The sequence below is a fragment of the Geminocystis sp. CENA526 genome (assembly GCF_050753365.1).
In the GTDB taxonomy this organism is placed as follows: domain Bacteria; phylum Cyanobacteriota; class Cyanobacteriia; order Cyanobacteriales; family Cyanobacteriaceae; genus Geminocystis.
This window is the reverse complement of the sequence record NZ_JBLZFY010000011.1, coordinates 50,960-70,399: the sequence shown is the minus strand read 5'-3', so window position 1 is coordinate 70,399 and position 19,440 is coordinate 50,960. Positions and strand designations below refer to the sequence as shown.

14 protein-coding genes are annotated in these 19,440 nt (G+C 34.8%); 7 read left to right on the top strand and 7 right to left on the bottom strand.

Features of this window, described 5'->3' with window-relative positions:
* Positions 1-70: 70 nt before the first annotated feature.
* Together opcA and ACN4EE_RS05335 are read left to right on the top strand one after the other, a co-directional pair.
* On the top strand, positions 71-1,423 hold the full coding sequence (gene opcA, locus ACN4EE_RS05340; protein ID WP_431705376.1) for a glucose-6-phosphate dehydrogenase assembly protein OpcA: 1,353 nt from the start codon (positions 71-73) through the stop codon (positions 1,421-1,423).
* 239 nt (positions 1,424-1,662) lie between these two features.
* Positions 1,663-2,991: an AAA-like domain-containing protein gene (locus ACN4EE_RS05335; RefSeq protein ID WP_431705375.1), complete on the top strand. Its 1,329-nt coding sequence runs from the start codon at positions 1,663-1,665 to the stop codon at positions 2,989-2,991.
* 111 nt (positions 2,992-3,102) lie between these two features.
* Here the strand turns inward: ACN4EE_RS05335 and ACN4EE_RS05330 are convergent, their stop codons facing one another.
* Together ACN4EE_RS05330 and tadA are read right to left on the bottom strand one after the other, a co-directional pair.
* Entirely contained in the window at positions 3,103-3,342 is a 240-nt protein-coding gene (locus ACN4EE_RS05330) for a DUF4278 domain-containing protein (RefSeq protein WP_431705374.1), read from the bottom strand.
* 293 nt (positions 3,343-3,635) lie between these two features.
* Complete coding sequence (gene tadA / locus ACN4EE_RS05325; RefSeq protein ID WP_431705373.1) at positions 3,636-4,106, bottom strand: tRNA adenosine(34) deaminase TadA; 471 nt, start codon at positions 4,104-4,106, stop codon at positions 3,636-3,638.
* A gap of 152 nt (positions 4,107-4,258) precedes the next feature.
* Between tadA and ACN4EE_RS05320 the strand changes: the two genes are divergently transcribed.
* Entirely contained in the window at positions 4,259-5,011 is a 753-nt protein-coding gene (locus ACN4EE_RS05320) for a winged helix-turn-helix domain-containing protein (protein WP_431705372.1), read from the top strand.
* A 188-nt stretch (positions 5,012-5,199) separates the two neighbouring features.
* Positions 5,200-6,495, top strand: a complete 1,296-nt coding sequence (locus ACN4EE_RS05315; RefSeq protein WP_431705371.1) for a sensor histidine kinase — start codon at positions 5,200-5,202, stop codon at positions 6,493-6,495.
* Positions 6,496-6,526: 31 nt separating this feature from the next.
* Here ACN4EE_RS05315 and ACN4EE_RS05310 read toward each other — a convergent pair whose 3' ends face one another.
* A complete protein-coding gene (locus tag ACN4EE_RS05310) occupies positions 6,527-8,932 on the bottom strand; it encodes a GH116 family glycosyl hydrolase (RefSeq protein WP_431705370.1) in 2,406 nt (801 codons plus the stop codon).
* A 289-nt stretch (positions 8,933-9,221) separates the two neighbouring features.
* Between ACN4EE_RS05310 and ACN4EE_RS05305 the strand changes: the two genes are divergently transcribed.
* Positions 9,222-11,054: a hypothetical protein gene (locus tag ACN4EE_RS05305; protein WP_431705369.1), complete on the top strand. Its 1,833-nt coding sequence runs from the start codon at positions 9,222-9,224 to the stop codon at positions 11,052-11,054.
* Positions 11,055-11,256: 202 nt separating this feature from the next.
* A complete protein-coding gene (locus tag ACN4EE_RS05300; protein ID WP_431705368.1) occupies positions 11,257-12,336 on the top strand; it encodes a RuBisCO accumulation factor 1 in 1,080 nt (359 codons plus the stop codon).
* A gap of 67 nt (positions 12,337-12,403) precedes the next feature.
* Here the strand turns inward: ACN4EE_RS05300 and ACN4EE_RS05295 are convergent, their stop codons facing one another.
* Positions 12,404-13,072, bottom strand: a complete 669-nt coding sequence (locus ACN4EE_RS05295) for a hypothetical protein (RefSeq protein WP_431705367.1) — start codon at positions 13,070-13,072, stop codon at positions 12,404-12,406.
* A 177-nt stretch (positions 13,073-13,249) separates the two neighbouring features.
* Here ACN4EE_RS05295 and ACN4EE_RS05290 point away from each other — a divergent pair, with 177 nt between their 5' ends.
* Positions 13,250-15,229, top strand: coding sequence for a mechanosensitive ion channel family protein (locus ACN4EE_RS05290; RefSeq protein WP_431705366.1), 1,980 nt, complete (start codon positions 13,250-13,252; stop codon positions 15,227-15,229).
* Between the two features lie 30 nt (positions 15,230-15,259).
* Here the strand turns inward: ACN4EE_RS05290 and ACN4EE_RS05285 are convergent, their stop codons facing one another.
* From ACN4EE_RS05285 to ACN4EE_RS05275, 3 genes are all read right to left on the bottom strand, one after another.
* Positions 15,260-16,618, bottom strand: coding sequence for a GGDEF domain-containing response regulator (locus ACN4EE_RS05285; protein WP_431705365.1), 1,359 nt, complete (start codon positions 16,616-16,618; stop codon positions 15,260-15,262).
* Positions 16,619-16,883: 265 nt separating this feature from the next.
* Positions 16,884-18,023, bottom strand: coding sequence for a DNA replication/repair protein RecF (recF, locus tag ACN4EE_RS05280; RefSeq protein ID WP_431705364.1), 1,140 nt, complete (start codon positions 18,021-18,023; stop codon positions 16,884-16,886).
* A 148-nt stretch (positions 18,024-18,171) separates the two neighbouring features.
* Positions 18,172-19,038, bottom strand: coding sequence for an SHOCT domain-containing protein (locus ACN4EE_RS05275; protein ID WP_431705363.1), 867 nt, complete (start codon positions 19,036-19,038; stop codon positions 18,172-18,174).
* Between the last annotated feature and the right edge of the window lie 402 nt (positions 19,039-19,440).

Here is a 19,440-nt window from a genome sequence, read left to right as displayed (position 1 = left end):
CCTCTTCCCCTCTCCCCCTCTTCCCCCTCTCTTCCACACCATAAAATTTAAAAATACAACAAAAAAAACCATGACAACTCCCTTAGTATCATTACAAGCACCAAAAGATGTCGATTTAGACTATATCGATCGAGAATTACATGAAATTTGGCAAAACTATAGCGGAGTCGGAGACGGATTAGCCGCCACTAGGGCTTCCACCTTTAGTGTTTTAGTTTATGAGCCAGAAGCTACACAACCACTACTTGCCTCCCTCGGTTTTTATACTGGACCTGTAGATGGTATCGGTGGACCTCGTACCACATCGGCGATTAAAGCCGCCCAAAAAGCCTACGGCTTAGAAATAACAGGACTTTCTACTCCTGAGTTATTAACTAAGTTAAGAGCTGACTTTGAAGCAAAACAAGCTAAAGGTAACATCGATTTAGCTGAATTAGCCTCCCTTAAACAGTATTCTCCTGATATGGAGGGCGCGGGAATGGCGGATGCCATCGCCTCTATTAATCCCTGTCGTATTGTCACCCTTTGCCCCACTACGGGAGAAGATGAAGGAGTAAAAGCTCAAGTTTCTGCCTATTGCCCTGTGAATAAGCGCTCTGCCAATAGTTTAATCTGTTGTGAGTATATCACTGTCACGGGGGTTTCTCAAGCCTTTGAACGAGTTGGCGGTGTTATCTCTGAATTGATGATTCCTGAGTTACCTAAGTTTATCTGGTGGAAAGCGAGAATTGATGAAGATTATCCCTTATTTCAACGCTTGGTGAGTAATTGCGATCGACTGATTGTGGACTCCAGTACATTTGTCGAACCAGAAGCAGAATTGCTCAAAATCGGGGAATTATTAAAGAAAGATATACCTTTAATTGATCTTAATTGGGCTAGATTATCGGCATGGCAAGAGTTGACGGCGGAAGCATTTGATCCCCCCGAACGCCGAAGTGCTATTTGGGAGGTGGATCAAGTTACGATCGACTACGAAAAAGGTAATGCCTCTCAAGCCTTGATGTTTTTAGGATGGTTAGCCAGTCGTTTAAATTGGCTACCTGTTGACTATAAGTATCAAGAGGGAGATTATAATATTACTACCGTTACCCTCACAAATGTTGAAGGCAAAGAAATCAAAGCCGAATTAGCAGGAGTGCCGATTGCAGATTGGGGTGAAGTTTTAGGGGATTTAATCAGCTTAAAACTCACTTCCACTAACCTTAACGCCGATTGTTGTACCGTCTTATGCTCAGAAACAACGGGATGTATGCGTATGGAAGCAGGAGGAGGAGCTCAATCCTGTCGGATTCAACAAGTAACATCTTTAGCAGATCAAAGTACAGAGACATTATTAAGTCAACAATTACAGCGATGGGGTAAAGACGTTCTCTATCAAGAAAGTATGGAAGTCACCACTCAAATTCTAAAACTCGAATAGACTTTTTCAAAATATCTTTTATCTTGAGGGGAGGTAATAATAACTTGGCATAATGTGTAAATAATTCATAAGTTTGGTAAAAAGTCTTTAGACAATGGGAATAAATAGTGAATAATGAATAGTGTCGATCGAATAAATTTTTAGTTAGTTTGTAGTAAGGGCTTTAGCCCTATTAGTCATTATTTTTGGAGAAATCTATATACGCCCTAATCTCAAGGCTTTTTATCTAACCCCGAATTATGAATTTAGAAGATGCTTTAGCAATTTTTTTGAGACTTATAAAACCAACTCAACTTAATGATTTACAAGAATTGGTATTTAAGCAGTCTTGGTTGGGCAAAACTTATCAAGAAATAGCCTCTGAATGTGGCTATGATCATGATTATATTCGATGTGTCGGTTCTCAATTATGGCAGACGTTGAGCGATCGAGTCAATACCAAAGTTAATAAACATAATTTTCGATCGATTATTAAACAATATCAAAATTCACAAGATATTATAACACCTATTTTAGAGGGTATTAATAAAGAAAATCCAGGAGAAAAATTAGAAATTCCCGAAGGAGTTGTACCCTTAAATTCGCCCTTCTATATTGAACGAAAAAACTTAGAAAAACAATGTTATCAAGAAATAGTTAAACCCGGTTCTTTAATCTTAATAAAAGCTCCTTCTTTATTTGGAAAAACTTCCCTAGCAAAAAGAATTATTGCCCATGCCAAAAAATTAAATTATCACAGTATAGTAATTAATTTTGAACAAGCTGATAAGTGTTTATTAGAAAATATCAATACATTTTTACGATGGTTTTGTGCTAATGTATCTCATCAATTAAACCTAAAACCAGACTTAGATAATTATTGGGATGATGATTTAGGCAGTAAAGTTAGTTGTACAATTTATTTAGAAAATTATATCTTAGAAAACCTCAATAATCCTTTATTAATTACGTTTGATCAAGTAGATATTTTATTTCAATATCCTGAGATTAGTAGCAATTTTTTCCCTTTAATTCGTTTTTGGTATGAAGAAGCTAAAGACGTTGAAATTTGGCAAAAAATAAGGCTAATGGTTATTTATTCTACAGACATTTATCTTCCATTAAATATTAATCAATCTCCTTTTAATGTAGGGTTATCATTTTTATTACCCGAATTTAATCAATGGGAAATAGAAAAATTATGCCAACTTCATCAACTAAACAAAAATCAGCAGAAATTAATCATCAAATTAACCCAATTCATAGGAGGAAATCCTTACCTAATTCGCCAAGCAATGTATCACTTAAAAACAGGACAAATTGAAGAAGATAAATTAATCGAAAATGCTATGACTTCATCAGGTATTTATGGTAGTCATTTACGAAATCAATGGAGAAAATTACAAGATTTTCCTCACTTATTAACATCGATCAAAAAAATAGTTAATAGCGATAAAAGTGTTAAAATTGAACCAATGATTGCCTATCAATTAGAAGGTATGGGATTAGTCAAATTAGATCAAGATTATGTTACATTTAGTTGTGAACTTTATCGATTTTTTTTTCGTAATCAATTAGCAAAAAAATAGGATTTAGTAAATAAAATTCCTGAAATCTAGTCAGTAAATTCTAAATACTAAACCCGATGAAAAAAGTCTTACCAGTTTAAATAGTCTCAATAAAATCAAAAAAATACTTAATTAACATCCGACGGGGGATAAAACAAATCTTTTATGCTCATAAGTAACACCTAAAAATGCTATTCTCTTACCGGTAGCAACAGAAACTCCACGATAGATAACATCAGGATTAGAATGAGGGATATTAATTACTCCATGAATTAATTTATAGCTACGACCACGAAATTTAACTTCGCTTTTTTTGCCTTCAATCTGTATTTTTAAAGGATTATACTGATAGCTAACCCCACGATAAGCCATTTTCATTTGTTTTAACCCCCTATTTAAAAATTTTCAAAAGTTTATTTTTAATCTCTGACCTATATTAAATAGTGAAAGGGGATTTTGTCTGTGAGAAAATGTGAGATAAATTGAGATAAGCTAGAACGCATCCAAGTTTACTGATTGAGAGAGGGAATAGGCAATAGGCAATAGGGAATAGGGAATAGGCAATAGGGAATAGGTAAGATTTTTCGTTATTTTCAAAATAAATAACTCTTTCTCCCTGTCCATCTGTCTTGTCTTTATCGACAGCAAACTACAGGAGTTTTAGCTTAGTGACATCCTCTCTGGGATTCAAACCATGAGGTTAATAAATTGCGACAGGCGGTTTCTTTTATTCCTGCAAACACTTCTAAAGGATGATTAGATGCAAGACTATCAGGAAGATTCAAAACGGTACGAATCGCTCCAGTTTTAAAGTCATCCACACCATAAATTAAGGTTTTCAAACGAGCATGGATAATCGCTCCAGCACACATAGGGCAAGGCTCAAGAGTAACGTATAAGCAACAATCATTTAAGCGCCAAGTACCGAATTTATCACAAGCCTTACGAATAGCGATGATTTCTGCATGGGCTGTACAATCTTGAGTTTTTTCTTTTTGGTTATACCCCGAAGATATGAAATTGTTAGCTCGATCGACTATAATAGCCCCCACTGGTATCTCCCCTTCATCACCAGCTTTTTGGGCTAATATTAACGCTTCATTCATCCAATACAGATGATTTTCCAACTCTACCATAAATTGAATGAGAATCAAGAATGATTAAGATTTTTAACTAATTATTCATTATTCATTATTCACTATTCACTATAAACTATTCATTTATTTATTGTTCATTGTCAAAAATTCTGCTATATATGTTAGTAGAGAACAAAATGTAGAGATTTTTTATGTTGACTCTGGATTTGCCGAGTATCAATGTCCGTGAAAGAATACAGTCATCTAGTCGTATTCTGTTGATTGAAGATGAAGAATTAATCAGAAATATGATTGCCTTAAATCTGGAGGAGGAAGGATATGAGGTAATAAAAACCAGTAATGGTAGAGAAGCGTTAAATATTCTTGAGCGTCAACAATTGCCAAGCTCAGGGGATAATATTGATATGGTAATACTGGATTTAATGTTACCAGAAGTAAATGGTTTAGATATTTGTCGTTTACTGCGTTATCGTGGCAATATGATTCCTATTTTAATTTTAAGTGCCAAAGCGGCAGAAACCGATCGAGTTTTAGGTTTGGAGGTAGGTGCGGATGACTATTTAACCAAACCCTTTAGTATGAGGGAATTAGTCGCCCGTTGTCGAGCCTTAATACGACGTAACTCATTTAATAGTGCAACGGCTGATTCTGTACGTCACTTTAAAGATATTAGCTTATTTTCCGATGAATGTAGAGTTACTGTTCGAGGTGAAGAAGTTAATTTATCCCCCAAAGAATTTCGTTTATTGGAACTATTTATGACCTATCCTAAAAGAGTATGGGATAGGGAGCAATTAATTGAAAACATTTGGGGAGCTGACTTTTTAGGGGATACTAAAACCGTTGATGTCCATATTCGTTGGTTACGGGAAAAACTAGAGAAAGACCCTAGTAATCCTGAGTATTTAATTACTGTCAGGGGTTTTGGTTATCGATTTGGATAATGAGTAATGAGTAATGAGTAATGAGTAATGAGTAATGAGTAATGAGTAATGAGTAATGAGTAATGAGTAATGAGTAATGAGTAAGAAATAGGCAAAATAGTATTATACCCTTAGTCTTCTAGTCTTCCTGTGTTTTATTTCCATTCTCAATTCTTCATTTTGCATTCTGCATTCTCAATTCTGCATTAATGTTATATTTTTTATTGGGTTTAACTATCGGGTTAATTATCTGTGTTTGGAAATATTATCAAACAAGTATTCAATTAACAGATATTTTAGAATCCTTATCACAATTTGAGCCTGTTAATTCCTTATCAAAAATAGCTCAAGTGAGACGTAATGTTAATTTACTCAATAATCGTTGCTATTATACTCAATTAGAACTAGATTTACATCGTTATATAATCAAAAAAATTCCTTTAGGTTATTTAAGAATTAATGAAGAAAATTGTCTAATAGAATGTAATCAAGAAGCAAAAAAAATTCTACATATTCAGCGTTATGATCCGCAAGTATTAAGATTATTTTTAGAATTAGTGCGCTCTTATGAATTAGATCAATTAATTCAACAAACTAGAAAAACTGCTCAAAAATTAGTAATAGAATGGCAATTTTTCCCCACCACAAATTATATTTTAGAAGAAGAAAATCATCTGGAAATTGAGGATTATAAACCTGTATATTTAAAAGCCTATAGTTACCCTTTACCAGCAGGGCAAGTTTGTATTTTTATTGAAAATCAACAACAAATAAAAGAATTATCCGCGCGTAGAGATGAGGCTTATTCTGATTTAAGCCATGAATTAAGGACTCCTTTAACTTCCATGTCTTTATTAGCGGAAACTTTACTTAAATATACTGATGATAGGGGTAAAATTTGGGTACAACAAATGTCTCAAGAAATCGATCGATTGATAGATTTAGTACAAAATTGGTTAGAAATTTCTACCTTAGAACAAAATCCCTATGAGACGTTAAAATTTCAAAAATTAGATTTAAAACAACTCATTTTATCCGCTTGGCAATCATTAAAAATATTAGCAGATCAAGAGCAAATTTCTTTACAATATGAAGGGCAAGAAAAAATTATTATTTCTGCCGATATTAATCGTTTAACGCAAGTTTTTGTTAACTTATTTGACAATAGTATTAAACACAGTTCTAAAGGTGGTTTAATTATGATTCAAGTTAATATTAAAAGTGTTAATTATGATCATAAATTTTTAGAAATTAATTTAATTGATTCGGGGACTGGTTTTAATACAAAAGATTTACCCTATATATTCGATCGACTTTATCGAGGAGATAAATCAAGGGTAAGAAATGGCAGAGAAGGGAGTGGCTTAGGGTTAAGCATTGTTAAACAAATCATCGAAGCGCATCAAGGTACGATAACAGCCCATAACCACCCTGAAACCAAAGGTGCATGGTTTACAATTACTTTGCCACTCCAAAGAAAAGACAAAAGTAGAATTAAGAATTAAGAATTAAGAATTAAGAATTAAAAACTATTCACTATTTCGTTAAGACATGGTAGATTGCCCATATTGCCATAGCGCGTAAATAATGACTCGCTCGAAATGTGCCAAGGGCGGTTATCGCTTCAGGAGTGCGGAATTGTAAGCCGTTTTCATAGACTTGGTTAACTACTGTTTGTGCAACCTTAAACCCTTCTTCTTTCATGCCGTTAAGTATCATAAATGCCACGATACCATAATTAATACCAGTCCATACTTCTAAGGGGTGAGTATCGTTTTCTTTGACTGGTTTTCCGTCTGGTTTTAAGCCGTTAGCAATACCGAATTTGCCGTCATGGAATTTGAGGTAACAAGCCTCATAGACTTTATTTAAGCTCGATCGAACGTACTTAGGTTCAACAACATTTGGTAATCCTAAAATTTGAGCGTAAAATTGCCCTGAAAGTTGATCTGCCATAACTACATCCGAACCACTTTCACTATCTAAGCGATAATATTCCCCATTCCATAAAGTTTCATGATAAATTGCCCTTGATTTTTGTAACCAATCTGCAAACAGTTCGATCGAACTTTTAATGCCTTCGGGGAAATCATCGGGTTGTAAATTAGGATTCATGGGGGGATTAGCAATTAAGATTTTACCAATGGCAATACCTGCCTCCAGCGCAACAATCCATAAACCGCCACAGTAGGCACTTATCCCTTGTAATCGCCAATCATCAAAAGTTTGATCTGGCGCACCTGAATTTTCGGGGATTCCATCACCATCTAAGTCAAAACCCTTAACATAATGGAGGGTTTCCACAATACTATCCCAACATTCCCACAAAAAATCTTGATCTTTGCTTCCTGTAAATAGATAATCTCGATAGACTTGCAAAACAAAATCGCAACCTAAATCTTTCCACAAGTTGCAATCTTGATAGCTAGTATAGTTGGTTTTCTCCCAAGGATGTTCATTCGGTGCACCTAAGTCGTGGGGGGTTGCACCTTTTGCCTTTCTAATGGCACTAGCACGGTTATAACCGATAATACGAGGAGTATCGTCTGAGTGAGAAATAGCATGACTAAACGCCTCTAAAATTGACTTATCTAAACGAGGCCATAATTCAATCAAGCCAAATGAACCGTATAACCTTACATCTAAACTTTCATACCATCTATAATCGATACATTCTAGCACACCGAACTGTCCAACAGGATCATTTTCTGTGGCGGCTGTCCATAAACTACCACCATCGGTTAAAAGATATAATTCGTTAAACAACGCCATTTTAAGCCAATCAGGGAGGTTCGATCGAGTTAAGATAGGTTTTTGCCATTCTTCAATACGATTTTGCCACATATCGCTATGTTTTAAAGCAGTGCGTACTATTGCCCAAACATTTTTACCATTTCTGCCGAAAAAGTCCGTATAACGGCGATAATAGTTGATTCCTTCGGCAAATTCAGTGACAGGGAAATCCCAAGCCAAAACAAAGGGAATTTTTTTAGTTTTTCCCGCTTTAATAGTAAATCTGATCGCCATCGCCCCCGCAATTTGCTCCCCCGGCTCGGCAGGTGTCTCATCTTGGTAATCAGGCAATGTTCCATTCATAGCAAAATAATCCCATAACTCACTACCGTCACCCTTGGGATTCCAACGGCTATGATAAAAAACCTCTAAAGTGGGATTCGTCACACTAGCGATGGCAAACTGTCCTTCTCCCTCCTTCGGTTCGTCATTCATGCGTATTCGATCGAACAGACAACCCACCCGAAAATTATCCTGAATCCACTGATTAAGATTACCCGTGCTATCACCCCAACGAGGTTGATATTCATACTCAGGGCTTCCATCATCCCTAACCTTTACCGTAGGACTTTTAATGGCATTAGTAAACCAACCTACACTATTTTGCCAAGAAAACATGATACTTATAGTAATATCTTTGTCAGTGGGATTATGAATACTCCAATCAAACATCGCCACTGGATAACTAGCCTCTTGATAACTTCCCCCCCAAATAGGGGAAAATTGTTCACACACGATATGAGACTTAAATACCCCTTGATAGTCAAACCAACTGCGAGGATACAAAGCCGAATAAGTGCCTTTGCCTTGGGGATACCATGTCCAACTAGATAAACTACCATCTTCGGGAGGAGTTGTACTCATGGCATAAACTTGAGGAGTTTCCCCTTCTACCTGCTCAAACACACTAAACTGACAAGCGGATAAAGCCTTGAAAATATGATTACCGCCGTCAATATGCCACAGGTTAAAATCACCGTTAACGCCTCTACCTATGCAACCGCTACCAAATCCCCCTAATGGCATTCCATGATTTGCACCGTCATCTAAGTTACTCTCATAACGTACAGTATAAGGTTTCTCCCAAATTTTGCCGATTTCACATTGCCAAGCACAAGCAGGAATTTTAGGTAGTTCGATTTTAAGCATTTTCACTCATTGAAAAAAAATATTCGACCTTAATTTTAACCTGAGTTCGATCGCAAACTACCAAGAATCAACGAGAAAATTAACGACAGACTTTTTGAGTAACCCGTGATGATAAACCGAAACCTATGGGAACAGTTAAACTAAATAGTAAATGTCATGTTAAGATATGCTAAGTCAAATTTTATCTGTCATTATTAGTACTTAGTTTTCAACTTTATATATTAACTCATTGATATTTTTAGTTCGATCGAGTCATTTTACCATCTGTATAAGATAAACGATTTTACCTATGACAACAAACACAGAAAATAGTAACTGGAAAATTTCATGGCAGTTGTTAAGTTTAATTTTAGCCGTTAGCTTCGGCGGAATAGGATTTTTAGCAACTACTGTGTTATTGCGTTTACCTAGTAATCCTAGTTGTAATAGTATTTCTCTCTTTTTTAGCTCTGCCACCAATCGTATTTATTGTGCGCAACTACAAGCCGAAAAAAATGATGTGGATAGTCTTTTAAAAGCCATTGCATTGCTAGAAGAATTGTCTCCTAATCATCCCCTACGCAACGAAATTAACCGTTACATCACAGAATGGTCAGCAGATATATTAAAATTAGCAGAAAATGAACTCAATCAAGGTAGATTAGAAGAAGCTATTGCCATCGCTCGTAAAATTCCCTCCACCGTAGAAAATTACAGCATGGTAGAAGAAACCATCGCTCAATGGAATGAAACTTGGGATAAAGCCGAGACAATTATAGAAGAAGTTGAAACAGAATTACGCAATTCTCAATGGAATAAGGCTTTTCTGGTGGCTGTTAAATTGTTGAATATCGATAACGATTATTGGCAAACGACTCGCTATCAAGAAACCGTTAAAACCATTAACTTAGCAAGGGAAGAAAGCAAACAACTTGATGGGGCTTATATTACTTTAAGACGGGGAGGTTTAGACAACTATCTTGAAACCATCGAAATCGCCTCAACTATTCCTCCTTCTAGTTATTCTTATGCGGAAGCTAGTAAATTAATTGAGGAAGCGGAAAATAAAATTACCGATATGGCAATTAGATTTGTGGATAACAATAATTGGAGTGGATTAAGTGATTTAGCCTCCAAAATTCCAGATCAAAGTAAACTTAAAAATCAAGCAAGAGATTGGACAACCTTAGCCAGTGCGGGAAGAAATGCTAATCTTGGTACAGTATCAGGTATGGAGTTAGCTATTGCCGAAGGAGAACAAATCCCTAGTGAGAGTAAACTGTATAATAAAACCAGAGAACTTTTACAAACATGGGCATTACAAAAAGAAGATTTAACCCATTTAGCCAATGCCAGAGATTTAGCCCGAAGTGGCAATATAGGAGATTTAAACGCCGCTATCACCAAAGCTCAATTAGTTAGTAATGATAATCCTTTATATCGAGAAGCCCGTCAAGAAATTCGTCAATGGCAAAGGGAGATTCAAATTCAAGAGGATAAACCGATTTTAGCTCAAGCTAGAGAGTTGGCGTTAGGAAATAACCTACAATCTTGGCAAAATGCTATTAATCAAGCTAGTCAAATTAAGTCCGATCGAGCATTATATAGTGAAGCTAGTGATGCCATTCGAGAATGGACTCGTAATATTGAAAGAGTGGAAGATCGTCCTATTTTAGATCAAGCAATTGCTTTAAGCAATAATAATAATTATCAACAGGCGATTAATGTAGCCAGTCGTATTGGTAGAGGCAGGGCATTATATACCGAATCCCAAAATGAAATCAGAAGATGGCGCCGTGAAATGAATGCTCAGGACGACTTACAAAGAGCCTATCAAACTGCCCAAAATAACGATCCTCAATCCCTTTCTACTGCTATTTCGATCGCGCGGAGAATCCCCTCTACTACCTCTATGGAAAGCCAAAGTCGTCAAGCTGTCAATCGTTGGTCTGAACAATTATTAATGACGGCTCGAAGAACTGCGGGAGACTACTCCTTAAATTCGATCGAACAAGCCATCCGAATAGCGGAGATGATACCTTCAGGTACATCAGCTTACAACTCAGCACGAGAGGAAATCCGTAAATGGCGCAATGAGTTAACTCCTGCTTTTAACTACGAAATACAACCGATCAACAATTAATAAGAGGATAGGCGGACAAGTGGACAGGTGGACAGATGGACAGATGGGATGGGTTGAATATATTAAACCCCTATATTCCTTATTACTTTTGCCTCTTGCCTTCTTGCACTGAGCGTAGTCGAAGTGTTGCCCTTTGCCTCATTACTTATTACTCATTACTTATTACTCATTACTCATTCCTCATTACTCATTACTCATTTTTATGATCGAATCTCAAAGCAACAACTATAGCCTTACTGCCGAAGAAATAGAAACCATTATGACATCCCTACTGCATAAAGAAGGATGTTGGGTGGATTGGGGTAAAGCCTGTCATAAACTGCAACAGGCAAAAGTAGAAAAGCAAGAAATCTTTGAAAAAACTGGATTGCAAACCAGTCAACAAAACCTCGTCATTGTGGCGAGTCAAGTATATGATAGCTTAGTGAAAGGAGAAGCCGAAGAAGACTTATTAACTTATTATCAAGGACCTCGTAGCGATGTATTATATGAGTTTAGAATTTTAAATCACGAAGAAAGACTAGGTGCGGCACGATTAGCCAAAGAAAAACAGTTAGATGTGGATGGTGCGTCATCGGTGGCAAAAGCCATAAAACATTTTTCTCACTTATCTCAACCTCCCACAGGTTTTACCCATCATCCGGGGGATGCGGTAGCTTATCAACATTGGAAAAATGCTCGTCAGAAAAAAACCTTAGCGGATAAAGCTCGTTTAATTGCGGAAGGCTTGAAATTCGCCCATTCTCCTAGTGCTAGACAACTCATTGAGCAGTTACTCACAGAAGCCACTGAAACTTCTCCTCAACAAAATGCTCCTTTATTGCCCATATACCGTTTAGAAAATGATGAGGAGTTACCCTGTATTTTGCCCGTTGTGGGTACATTTCCTTTAACAGTGAAGGATGTTGATAATATCCCTAGTTTCTCATTAACCGATCCTTTTGGGGTGACGACAATTTCTCAGGATACCCAAGTGGTTTGTATTCCTAGTTGGCAAGTTATCTTAAAAGCAAAACATCCCGCCGTTATTTTGTGTCGTAGTGAAGACTTACCTAAAGCCATTAGCACTAAATCGGAAGAGTTGTTAATTGTGGTGGATTTAGCAGTGAAAGAATGGAATCCTAACCATTATTTTATGGTATCTGAGGACGATCGAGCCAAATTTAGATGGTTTGCGTCTATGCCGGATTATCCTATTTTGGGGCAATTATTACTCATTTTAAGACCGAAAAAAATCCTTGATGAAGGGAATTTAACCGAACCTTGGCAAATGGATGATTAATGAGAATTGAGATGATCGAATTTCTATCGCACCACCATCTGTACTAGGTGTTAGTTTATAACTCAGGTTAATGGGGATTCAAACAATGCCAATGAGCGTTAAATAAATCATCTGGTTTTTGATGAATCGATGCAATGGCGGGGGTAGCAGGAAAAGGCCAGATTCGATCGAAAATTAAGTTATCATCTAGTATTGTAAACTGTAATAAATAAACAGAAGGGATAGCATGAATGGATTGTAATAACCCATAACTGAGAGTTTGTAATAAAGGATAAATGTGAGAAGGACATTCGTAAGGTTGTTGATAGGAATTAGGAATGATGCCCTCGCTAATAATTTCTCGATAGATAATGTTATCTCCCGTGAAGATTATTGGTAGCCACAAATTGCCTAACCATAAATTATCCGTGGTAGTTTTGTATCCGAAATGCTGATTAACCCATTTTCTTCTCTTGTCTAAATCCCTACAAGCTGAATAGATATGTTGAGCTGGAAAATTAAACCAATCAGGTAACTTAATCGTTAAAGGGCAATAAATAATATCTTCTTGGGAATTTAATTTATTGAAAGATTTTGACCACAACTGCGCTCCGCCGATAATCTCTACTTCATTATTTTGATTACAACTAATTATACTGTTTCGGAGTGCCATCGCCATTTTTTCCGTTACAGGGGAAGTCGGACTTATTTTTCCTGCGTTTACTTGCGCATTCACAATGATAATAACTTTAGGCATTCTCTGACGGTTGAATTTCTGATCCTATTATCTCAGTTTAAGGAACAAATTGGGAAGGTAAAATAAACATCTTCATCTTGAAAATTATTTCGCCTAAATTACAGTTGTGAGCTTTTTCCTCCTCCTTCTTCAAACATCTGTTAATATATCAGGTGAAGTTATCGAGATTGGAGAATAATGATTCGTAAAATAACTCAATACTGTCTCATCTTTTTAATGAGTTTCCTTTTTTGTGTGGGTTTTAGCCCTCAAGTTTTGGCGACAATCCCTTTTCTTCCTAATTTGGAAAGCCCTACCAGTCAGTTACCAGAAACCCCCTCTTGGGATTTAAACAGAGCCAGAAACTGTGGTAGATTTTTATGTAGTGATGTATTTTTTTATGCTAATCGATCGTGGTATAAAGATTTAATTACCCTCGCCGCCGCTAGAGATAATCGCCCCATACGAGAAGTTGCCATCGAGGTAGAACAACGTGCTAGATTAGTTCAATATATTTTTCGACAGATTTTTGAAAATATTAGTGCTTCCGATGAGTTAGGGAAGCTAACAGAAGTTAAAGATTGGAAATTTTGGCTACTGACTCGTGATAATCCAATTCATCCCCTTACCCCCATTGTGGATGTGGGATTTGAAAATAATCAAAATGTAATTTTTATTGCAGGTAAACCACAGTTAGGATTAACTCAACAAACTATCCTGACGGTTACGGGAGTTGATGCTAGGGCGAATAATACTACGGTGGAAGATTTAGCCCAACAATGGCGAATCAAAGTCAGAGATTCTTTAAGTGAAGCCATTTGGGGTTTAGAAATGGATAGACAACAACCTTTATTACGAACTCAAGTGTCTATTCTAACGGTTTTTATAGCCTTACTATTGATTTATCTTATCCGAATTTTTCAAAAATTTATTTTTAAACAACGAAAAAATATTCTTTTGGAATTGAAAGATTTAGAAAATAGTTTGATTGTGGATGCAGAAGCTATTGTTACTGATAGTTCGATTTCTTATAATGAGAAAAAACCTGATTCTCGGAAAAAGTCGCATCCTCCTATTCAAGAGAATAATGGTTTTCAGAATATTATTTCTAGGGGTATCGATGAAGGTATCAAGTTAATTAATGAGGGGATGTCACTCTCAGTAAAACTGTTGCCTAAAAGTATCAGAAAAAAACAGAATATTCTTCGACAGCGTATTAATTTGATTGAATTGATGATGAATCTTTCTTTTTTGTCTCAAGTTACTATTGTACTGTTTACCATCGGTTCGATCGTCTTTACCTACAGAGAAACTCGTTTTTTATTCAATCTTTTCTTTCTCCAAGCGTTATTATTCCCCATTATCTGGATGTTGATGGCGTTTTTGGATAAGTTTGTGGATTTTTGGATTGATTATGCCTTGAATGAATGGGCGAAGGAAAAACAAGAGTTACACCCAGAGTCTAATCGCCCGACATTACGGATTAATACTTATTCTCCCGCTCTTCGAGGCGCCACTACTGTTTTATTTACTATGTTAGGTATCTTTATCTATTTATCTTTTATCGGTATTAATGCCAGTGTGTTAACTGGTGCTGGTGCTATCGCAGTAGTGTTTGCATTTTTATCTCGTAATTTAGTCGAAGATATGCTTAATGGTATCTTAATTTTCGCTACCGATCGATATGCCGTGGGGGATGTTGTTAATGTCAATGGCTTAGGAGGTTTAGTGGAAAAAATGAACCTTTATACTACTTCTTTGCGAGACTTAGATGGTAACTTAACAGTGATTCCTAATGGTAAAATTAACACGGTAATTAATATGACTAAAGATTGGTCAAGGGTTAACTTTACTGTGGAGGTAAGTTGGGATACTGACTTAAAAACTGTCATCACCATTTTAAAAAATATCGGAGAGGCAATGTATGATGAGCCTCAATGGCAAGAAAAAATGTTGTCTTCTGCGGAAGTTTTAGGGCTCGATCGAATTAACTATGAGGGTATAATGATTAGAGTATTGATTAAAACCAAACCGATACAACAATGGGATGTCGGGAGAGAATATCGTTGGCGAGTGAAAGAAGCCTTTGATTTAGCAGGTATTAAAATTGGTGTACCTCAAACAGAAGTATTGCATCGACCTTCAGAAAGTACCACTTTGCCCTCACTTTATAGTTAGGGTGTGAGGCTTCTTGTGTAAAAGCTAAAATTACAAAAAGATAATTCGATCGCGCCCTTGATTTTTGGCTTCGTATAAAGCCTTGTCTGCATTAGCCACTAAATCATTAGCAGTGGTATTTTTATCAGGTATTAAACAAGATACCCCCATACTTAAAGTAACGTATTCGCTAACTTTAGAGGTTGCGTGGGGCATTTCAAAGGAAGAAATAGTACTTTGAATTAAATCCGCTATCACTAACCCTACTTCAAGGGTGGTATTGGGTAAAATAACGGCAAATTCCTCCCCCCCGTAACGGGCTACTAAATCTGTAGGGCGTTTAGTAATCATGGCGATACCTTGAGCCACTCGATAAATACACTCGTCTCCTTGTTGATGTCCATAATGATCATTGTAAAGTTTAAAATAGTCAATATCAATCATCAATAAAGTTAGGGGGTGTTGCTTTTGTAGATGTTTTTCCCACTCTGACTTTAAATAGTTATTGAAACAACGCCGATTCGCCACTTGGGTTAACCCGTCTAAGTTAGCAATTAATTGTAATTGACGATTACCCTCTTGTAGTTGAATCTCAAATTTTTTCGTCACCGTAATATCTCTCACCGTGAGAGAAAATCCATCTTCTAATTTTACTGCTACAAATTGATACCAGCAGTTGTCATCTCCTTGAGAATAGTACAAATCTTGCTCTAATGATTCCCCAGTTTCTACCACTGCCACAAAATCTTCAAACAAGTCGGCATTAATTTGAGCAATCAAATTTTTAAATCCTAACTTGCCAATAATATCACTTTGACGGCGATTAAATAGTTTGGCAAAAATGGGGTTTACCACTAAACAACGAAAATCTTTTATCTTTTGGGTTTTGGCATATCTGACGGCACGAAACGCTGCGATCGCATCCTTGGAACTATTAAGAACACTTAAAATTAATGCCCTAGAATTTTGTAAAATATCCTCAATTTTTTTGCGTTTTTTTATTTCTTTTTCTAGGAAAAATTTTTGTCTTTGAATAGTTAATTGTAGCTCTATTTTTTTGATCACTTCTTGCAGATGGAACGGTCTAGTTATATAATCAATAACACCACATTCAAAGGCTTTAACTTTATCAAAATTATGATTTAAGTTAACAATAACAAGAATAGGTATATTGATTAAATGCTGACGATTTTGGATAAATTTACAAATATCATAATAATTTATTTCGGGAGTATCAATATTAAAAAGAATAACATCAGGTGGTTTTGCTTTGAGAGTTTTTCTTGTCATTTTGACACTGGTGACACTATTGACGTTATAGCCTAACAGCAGTAATTCACTAAATAGTCGCAAATTGTCTGATAAATCATCAATTAACAGAATATTACCCTTATTATTAGTTTCATCCATAAACAGAAGATTTTAGCTATTAGGTAGTATATAAAAGAATTTCTCAAAAATCCATCAATTATTTCTGATAATTTATCAATTAAAGTTAAGTTTTCAATGATCCCTTATTTTTAATCATAAATTCGATCGAACTGCTCTATTTCGTGTTCAAAATACATTGATAATTTTTATTCTATCATAGCTTATTCCTGAGTTAACAAATCTTAAATTATTGATTCGGAAGTAAGAAGGAAAAAATACAAATTAAGCTATCAATTCTTAATTCTCAATTCTGGATGATTCTTCCTTTTTCGATATGAATAATTTGAGCTTCTTCTAACAATTTATCATCAAAATAATTAAGGTGAGTCGTGGTAATAAAAGTTTGAAAACGATTACCTAAAGAGTCTAATAACTGCTGTTGTCGTTTCAAATCTAATTCTGCCATTACATCATCTAATAATAACAAAGGCGGTTCACCTATGACCTCCTCAATTAGTTGCAATTCTGCTAACTTGAGAGCTAATACTAATGTTCGCTGTTGCCCTTGTGAGCCATAATTTCTAGCGGTAGAGTCGTTGATAAGAAAATCAATCTCGTCTCGATGAGGTCCTACTAAAGTAGTGCCGATCGAAATTTCTCCATTACGTTTTGCTTCGATTTGGAGTTTAATATTGTGATGTATTTCGTCAATATCGTCTTTTTTATAGGTAATATTAGGGAGATAAATAATTTCTAATTTTTCTGTTTTATCACTAATTTGGGTATGCCAAAACTTAGCAAAAGGCTCTAATTTTTCTAAAACTCTCCGCCTTCTTCTCATAACTCGACAGGCATTTTCGATTAATTTATCATCCCATAATTTTAATTCTAATTCTTGAAAAGATGATAATTCATTATAATGATTAATGCCTAATTTTTTAAAGTTTTTTAATAGTGCATTTCTTTGTTTTAATACTAAATTATATTGTTTAATGATATAACAATATACTGGTTCTAATTGTACTAAAAGATTATCAACCCAAGTTCTTCTATATTCTGGTGAGCCTCTAACTAAATCTATATCTAAACTGGAAAAAAGAACAGTATTAACTACTCCTAAAAAGTCTAAATTTTTACTCACTTTTTCCTGATTAACCGTTAATTCTCTTTTACCTTTTAAGGGTAATAAAATCCCTAAGTTATAATCACTAAATTTTCTACTAATATCAGCGATAATTTTACTATAAATTCGCTCTTTATAAACTAAGTCTTGATCTCTACTGGTACGATGACTTTTTAAACTCGATAATAGTTCGATCGATTCTAACAAATTTGATTTTCCTTGGGCATTATCTCCCAATATAATAATTTTATTACTATGAAAAATAATTTCTTCTTCGATGTAATTACGAAAATAACTTAACTTAATTTTCTTTAAAAACATTATCAATTTTTGACATTAACTATTAAGGAATGAAGATTAAATAAAATAGACAAGTTTGATGTTAGAGATTGCTTCGTAACCTCGCAATGACAGAATAACTTTATTATTAAATCATTCTGAAGAATTAAAAATTGAGCTTGAATTGAACCTATAAACGAGCAATTTTAGCTTGATATTCTTCTTTAGTAATAATACCATGATCCAAAGCCTCTTTTAATTTAGCTACCTTATTTTTATTTCTTTCTAAACGTCTTTCTTGTAAAATTTTTGCCCTAGTATTCGCTTCTAAATCTTGAAGTTTTTGTTCGTATTCATATTGATCTAAAATACCTTGAGAAAAAGCATCTTGCAATTTTTTTAACTTTTCTTCAATGACAAAATTAACCTCATAATCATCAATTTTTTTCTCTAAAATACTTTTTTTTCTTAAAAATTCACTTTCAGTCAAAATTTCATCGGTAAAAGCAATTTCTAATTGATTAATTTCTCTTTCTAAATCTTCAATAATCTTTTTTTGATCAGAATTTTTAACCACATTAATAGGGCAAGAAACAGGATTATTTTCTACGTTAACACTAGGAGGGTTAATGTTTGACATATCTGGTTTAACCCTAAGATAATTTAAGTCATTTTCTACATAAGAAATTAACTCATTTTCTAAAACTAATCCCCAACCTGCATTAGCAATACCCGTCCAAATAGTTAATCCACCAGTAAATATACCAGCAAAACCTGCCCCTGCAATATTTTGCATCCATCTTCCTCGACTGGTTTGAATGATTAATTCTTTTTGATTACTAAATTGTTCTTGAGAGGTATAAATTTGAATTTTAAAAGCTAAATTAGTACCTAAAAATGTTCTAAGTGCGCCTGTTTTTCTAGCTTGAATTAAATAAATATCTTGTTTTTGTATTCCTTCTACCTCGTATTGTTTTTCTTTAAACCAAAGAATAATTGCTTTATATATTCTTTCTAAATCTTGACTACTGCGATATACAAAATAGTTTTTTGACATAATTTTAATCTTGAACAATAAATAATGATTATGTTTATTATAATTGTTTAATTTCAATTTATTCAACACTTCTATATTGTGATTCCCCCTCAATAACCAAGAAAAAGGAAATTGGTAACTTTGGTAACTTTGGTACGAAGCATTAGACATCTTTCATAATTGAAAAAGCAATCAATCTTAATCAGTTATAGCTTTCTCTTATACTAATTTATTATAACTACTATAAAAGAGGCTCATTATTTTCCCAAAAGTTCATTTGACTTGGATTAATTAATGTCCCTTTATTCTTCCATTTTTTAGTCTAATTAATTACTAAATCTTTTTCATGTAATAGTTAATGAACTGTTGTTTCTAGCTCTTGTTTATTTTCAAGTTTTTATAAAAATTAATTAATTAATAGAA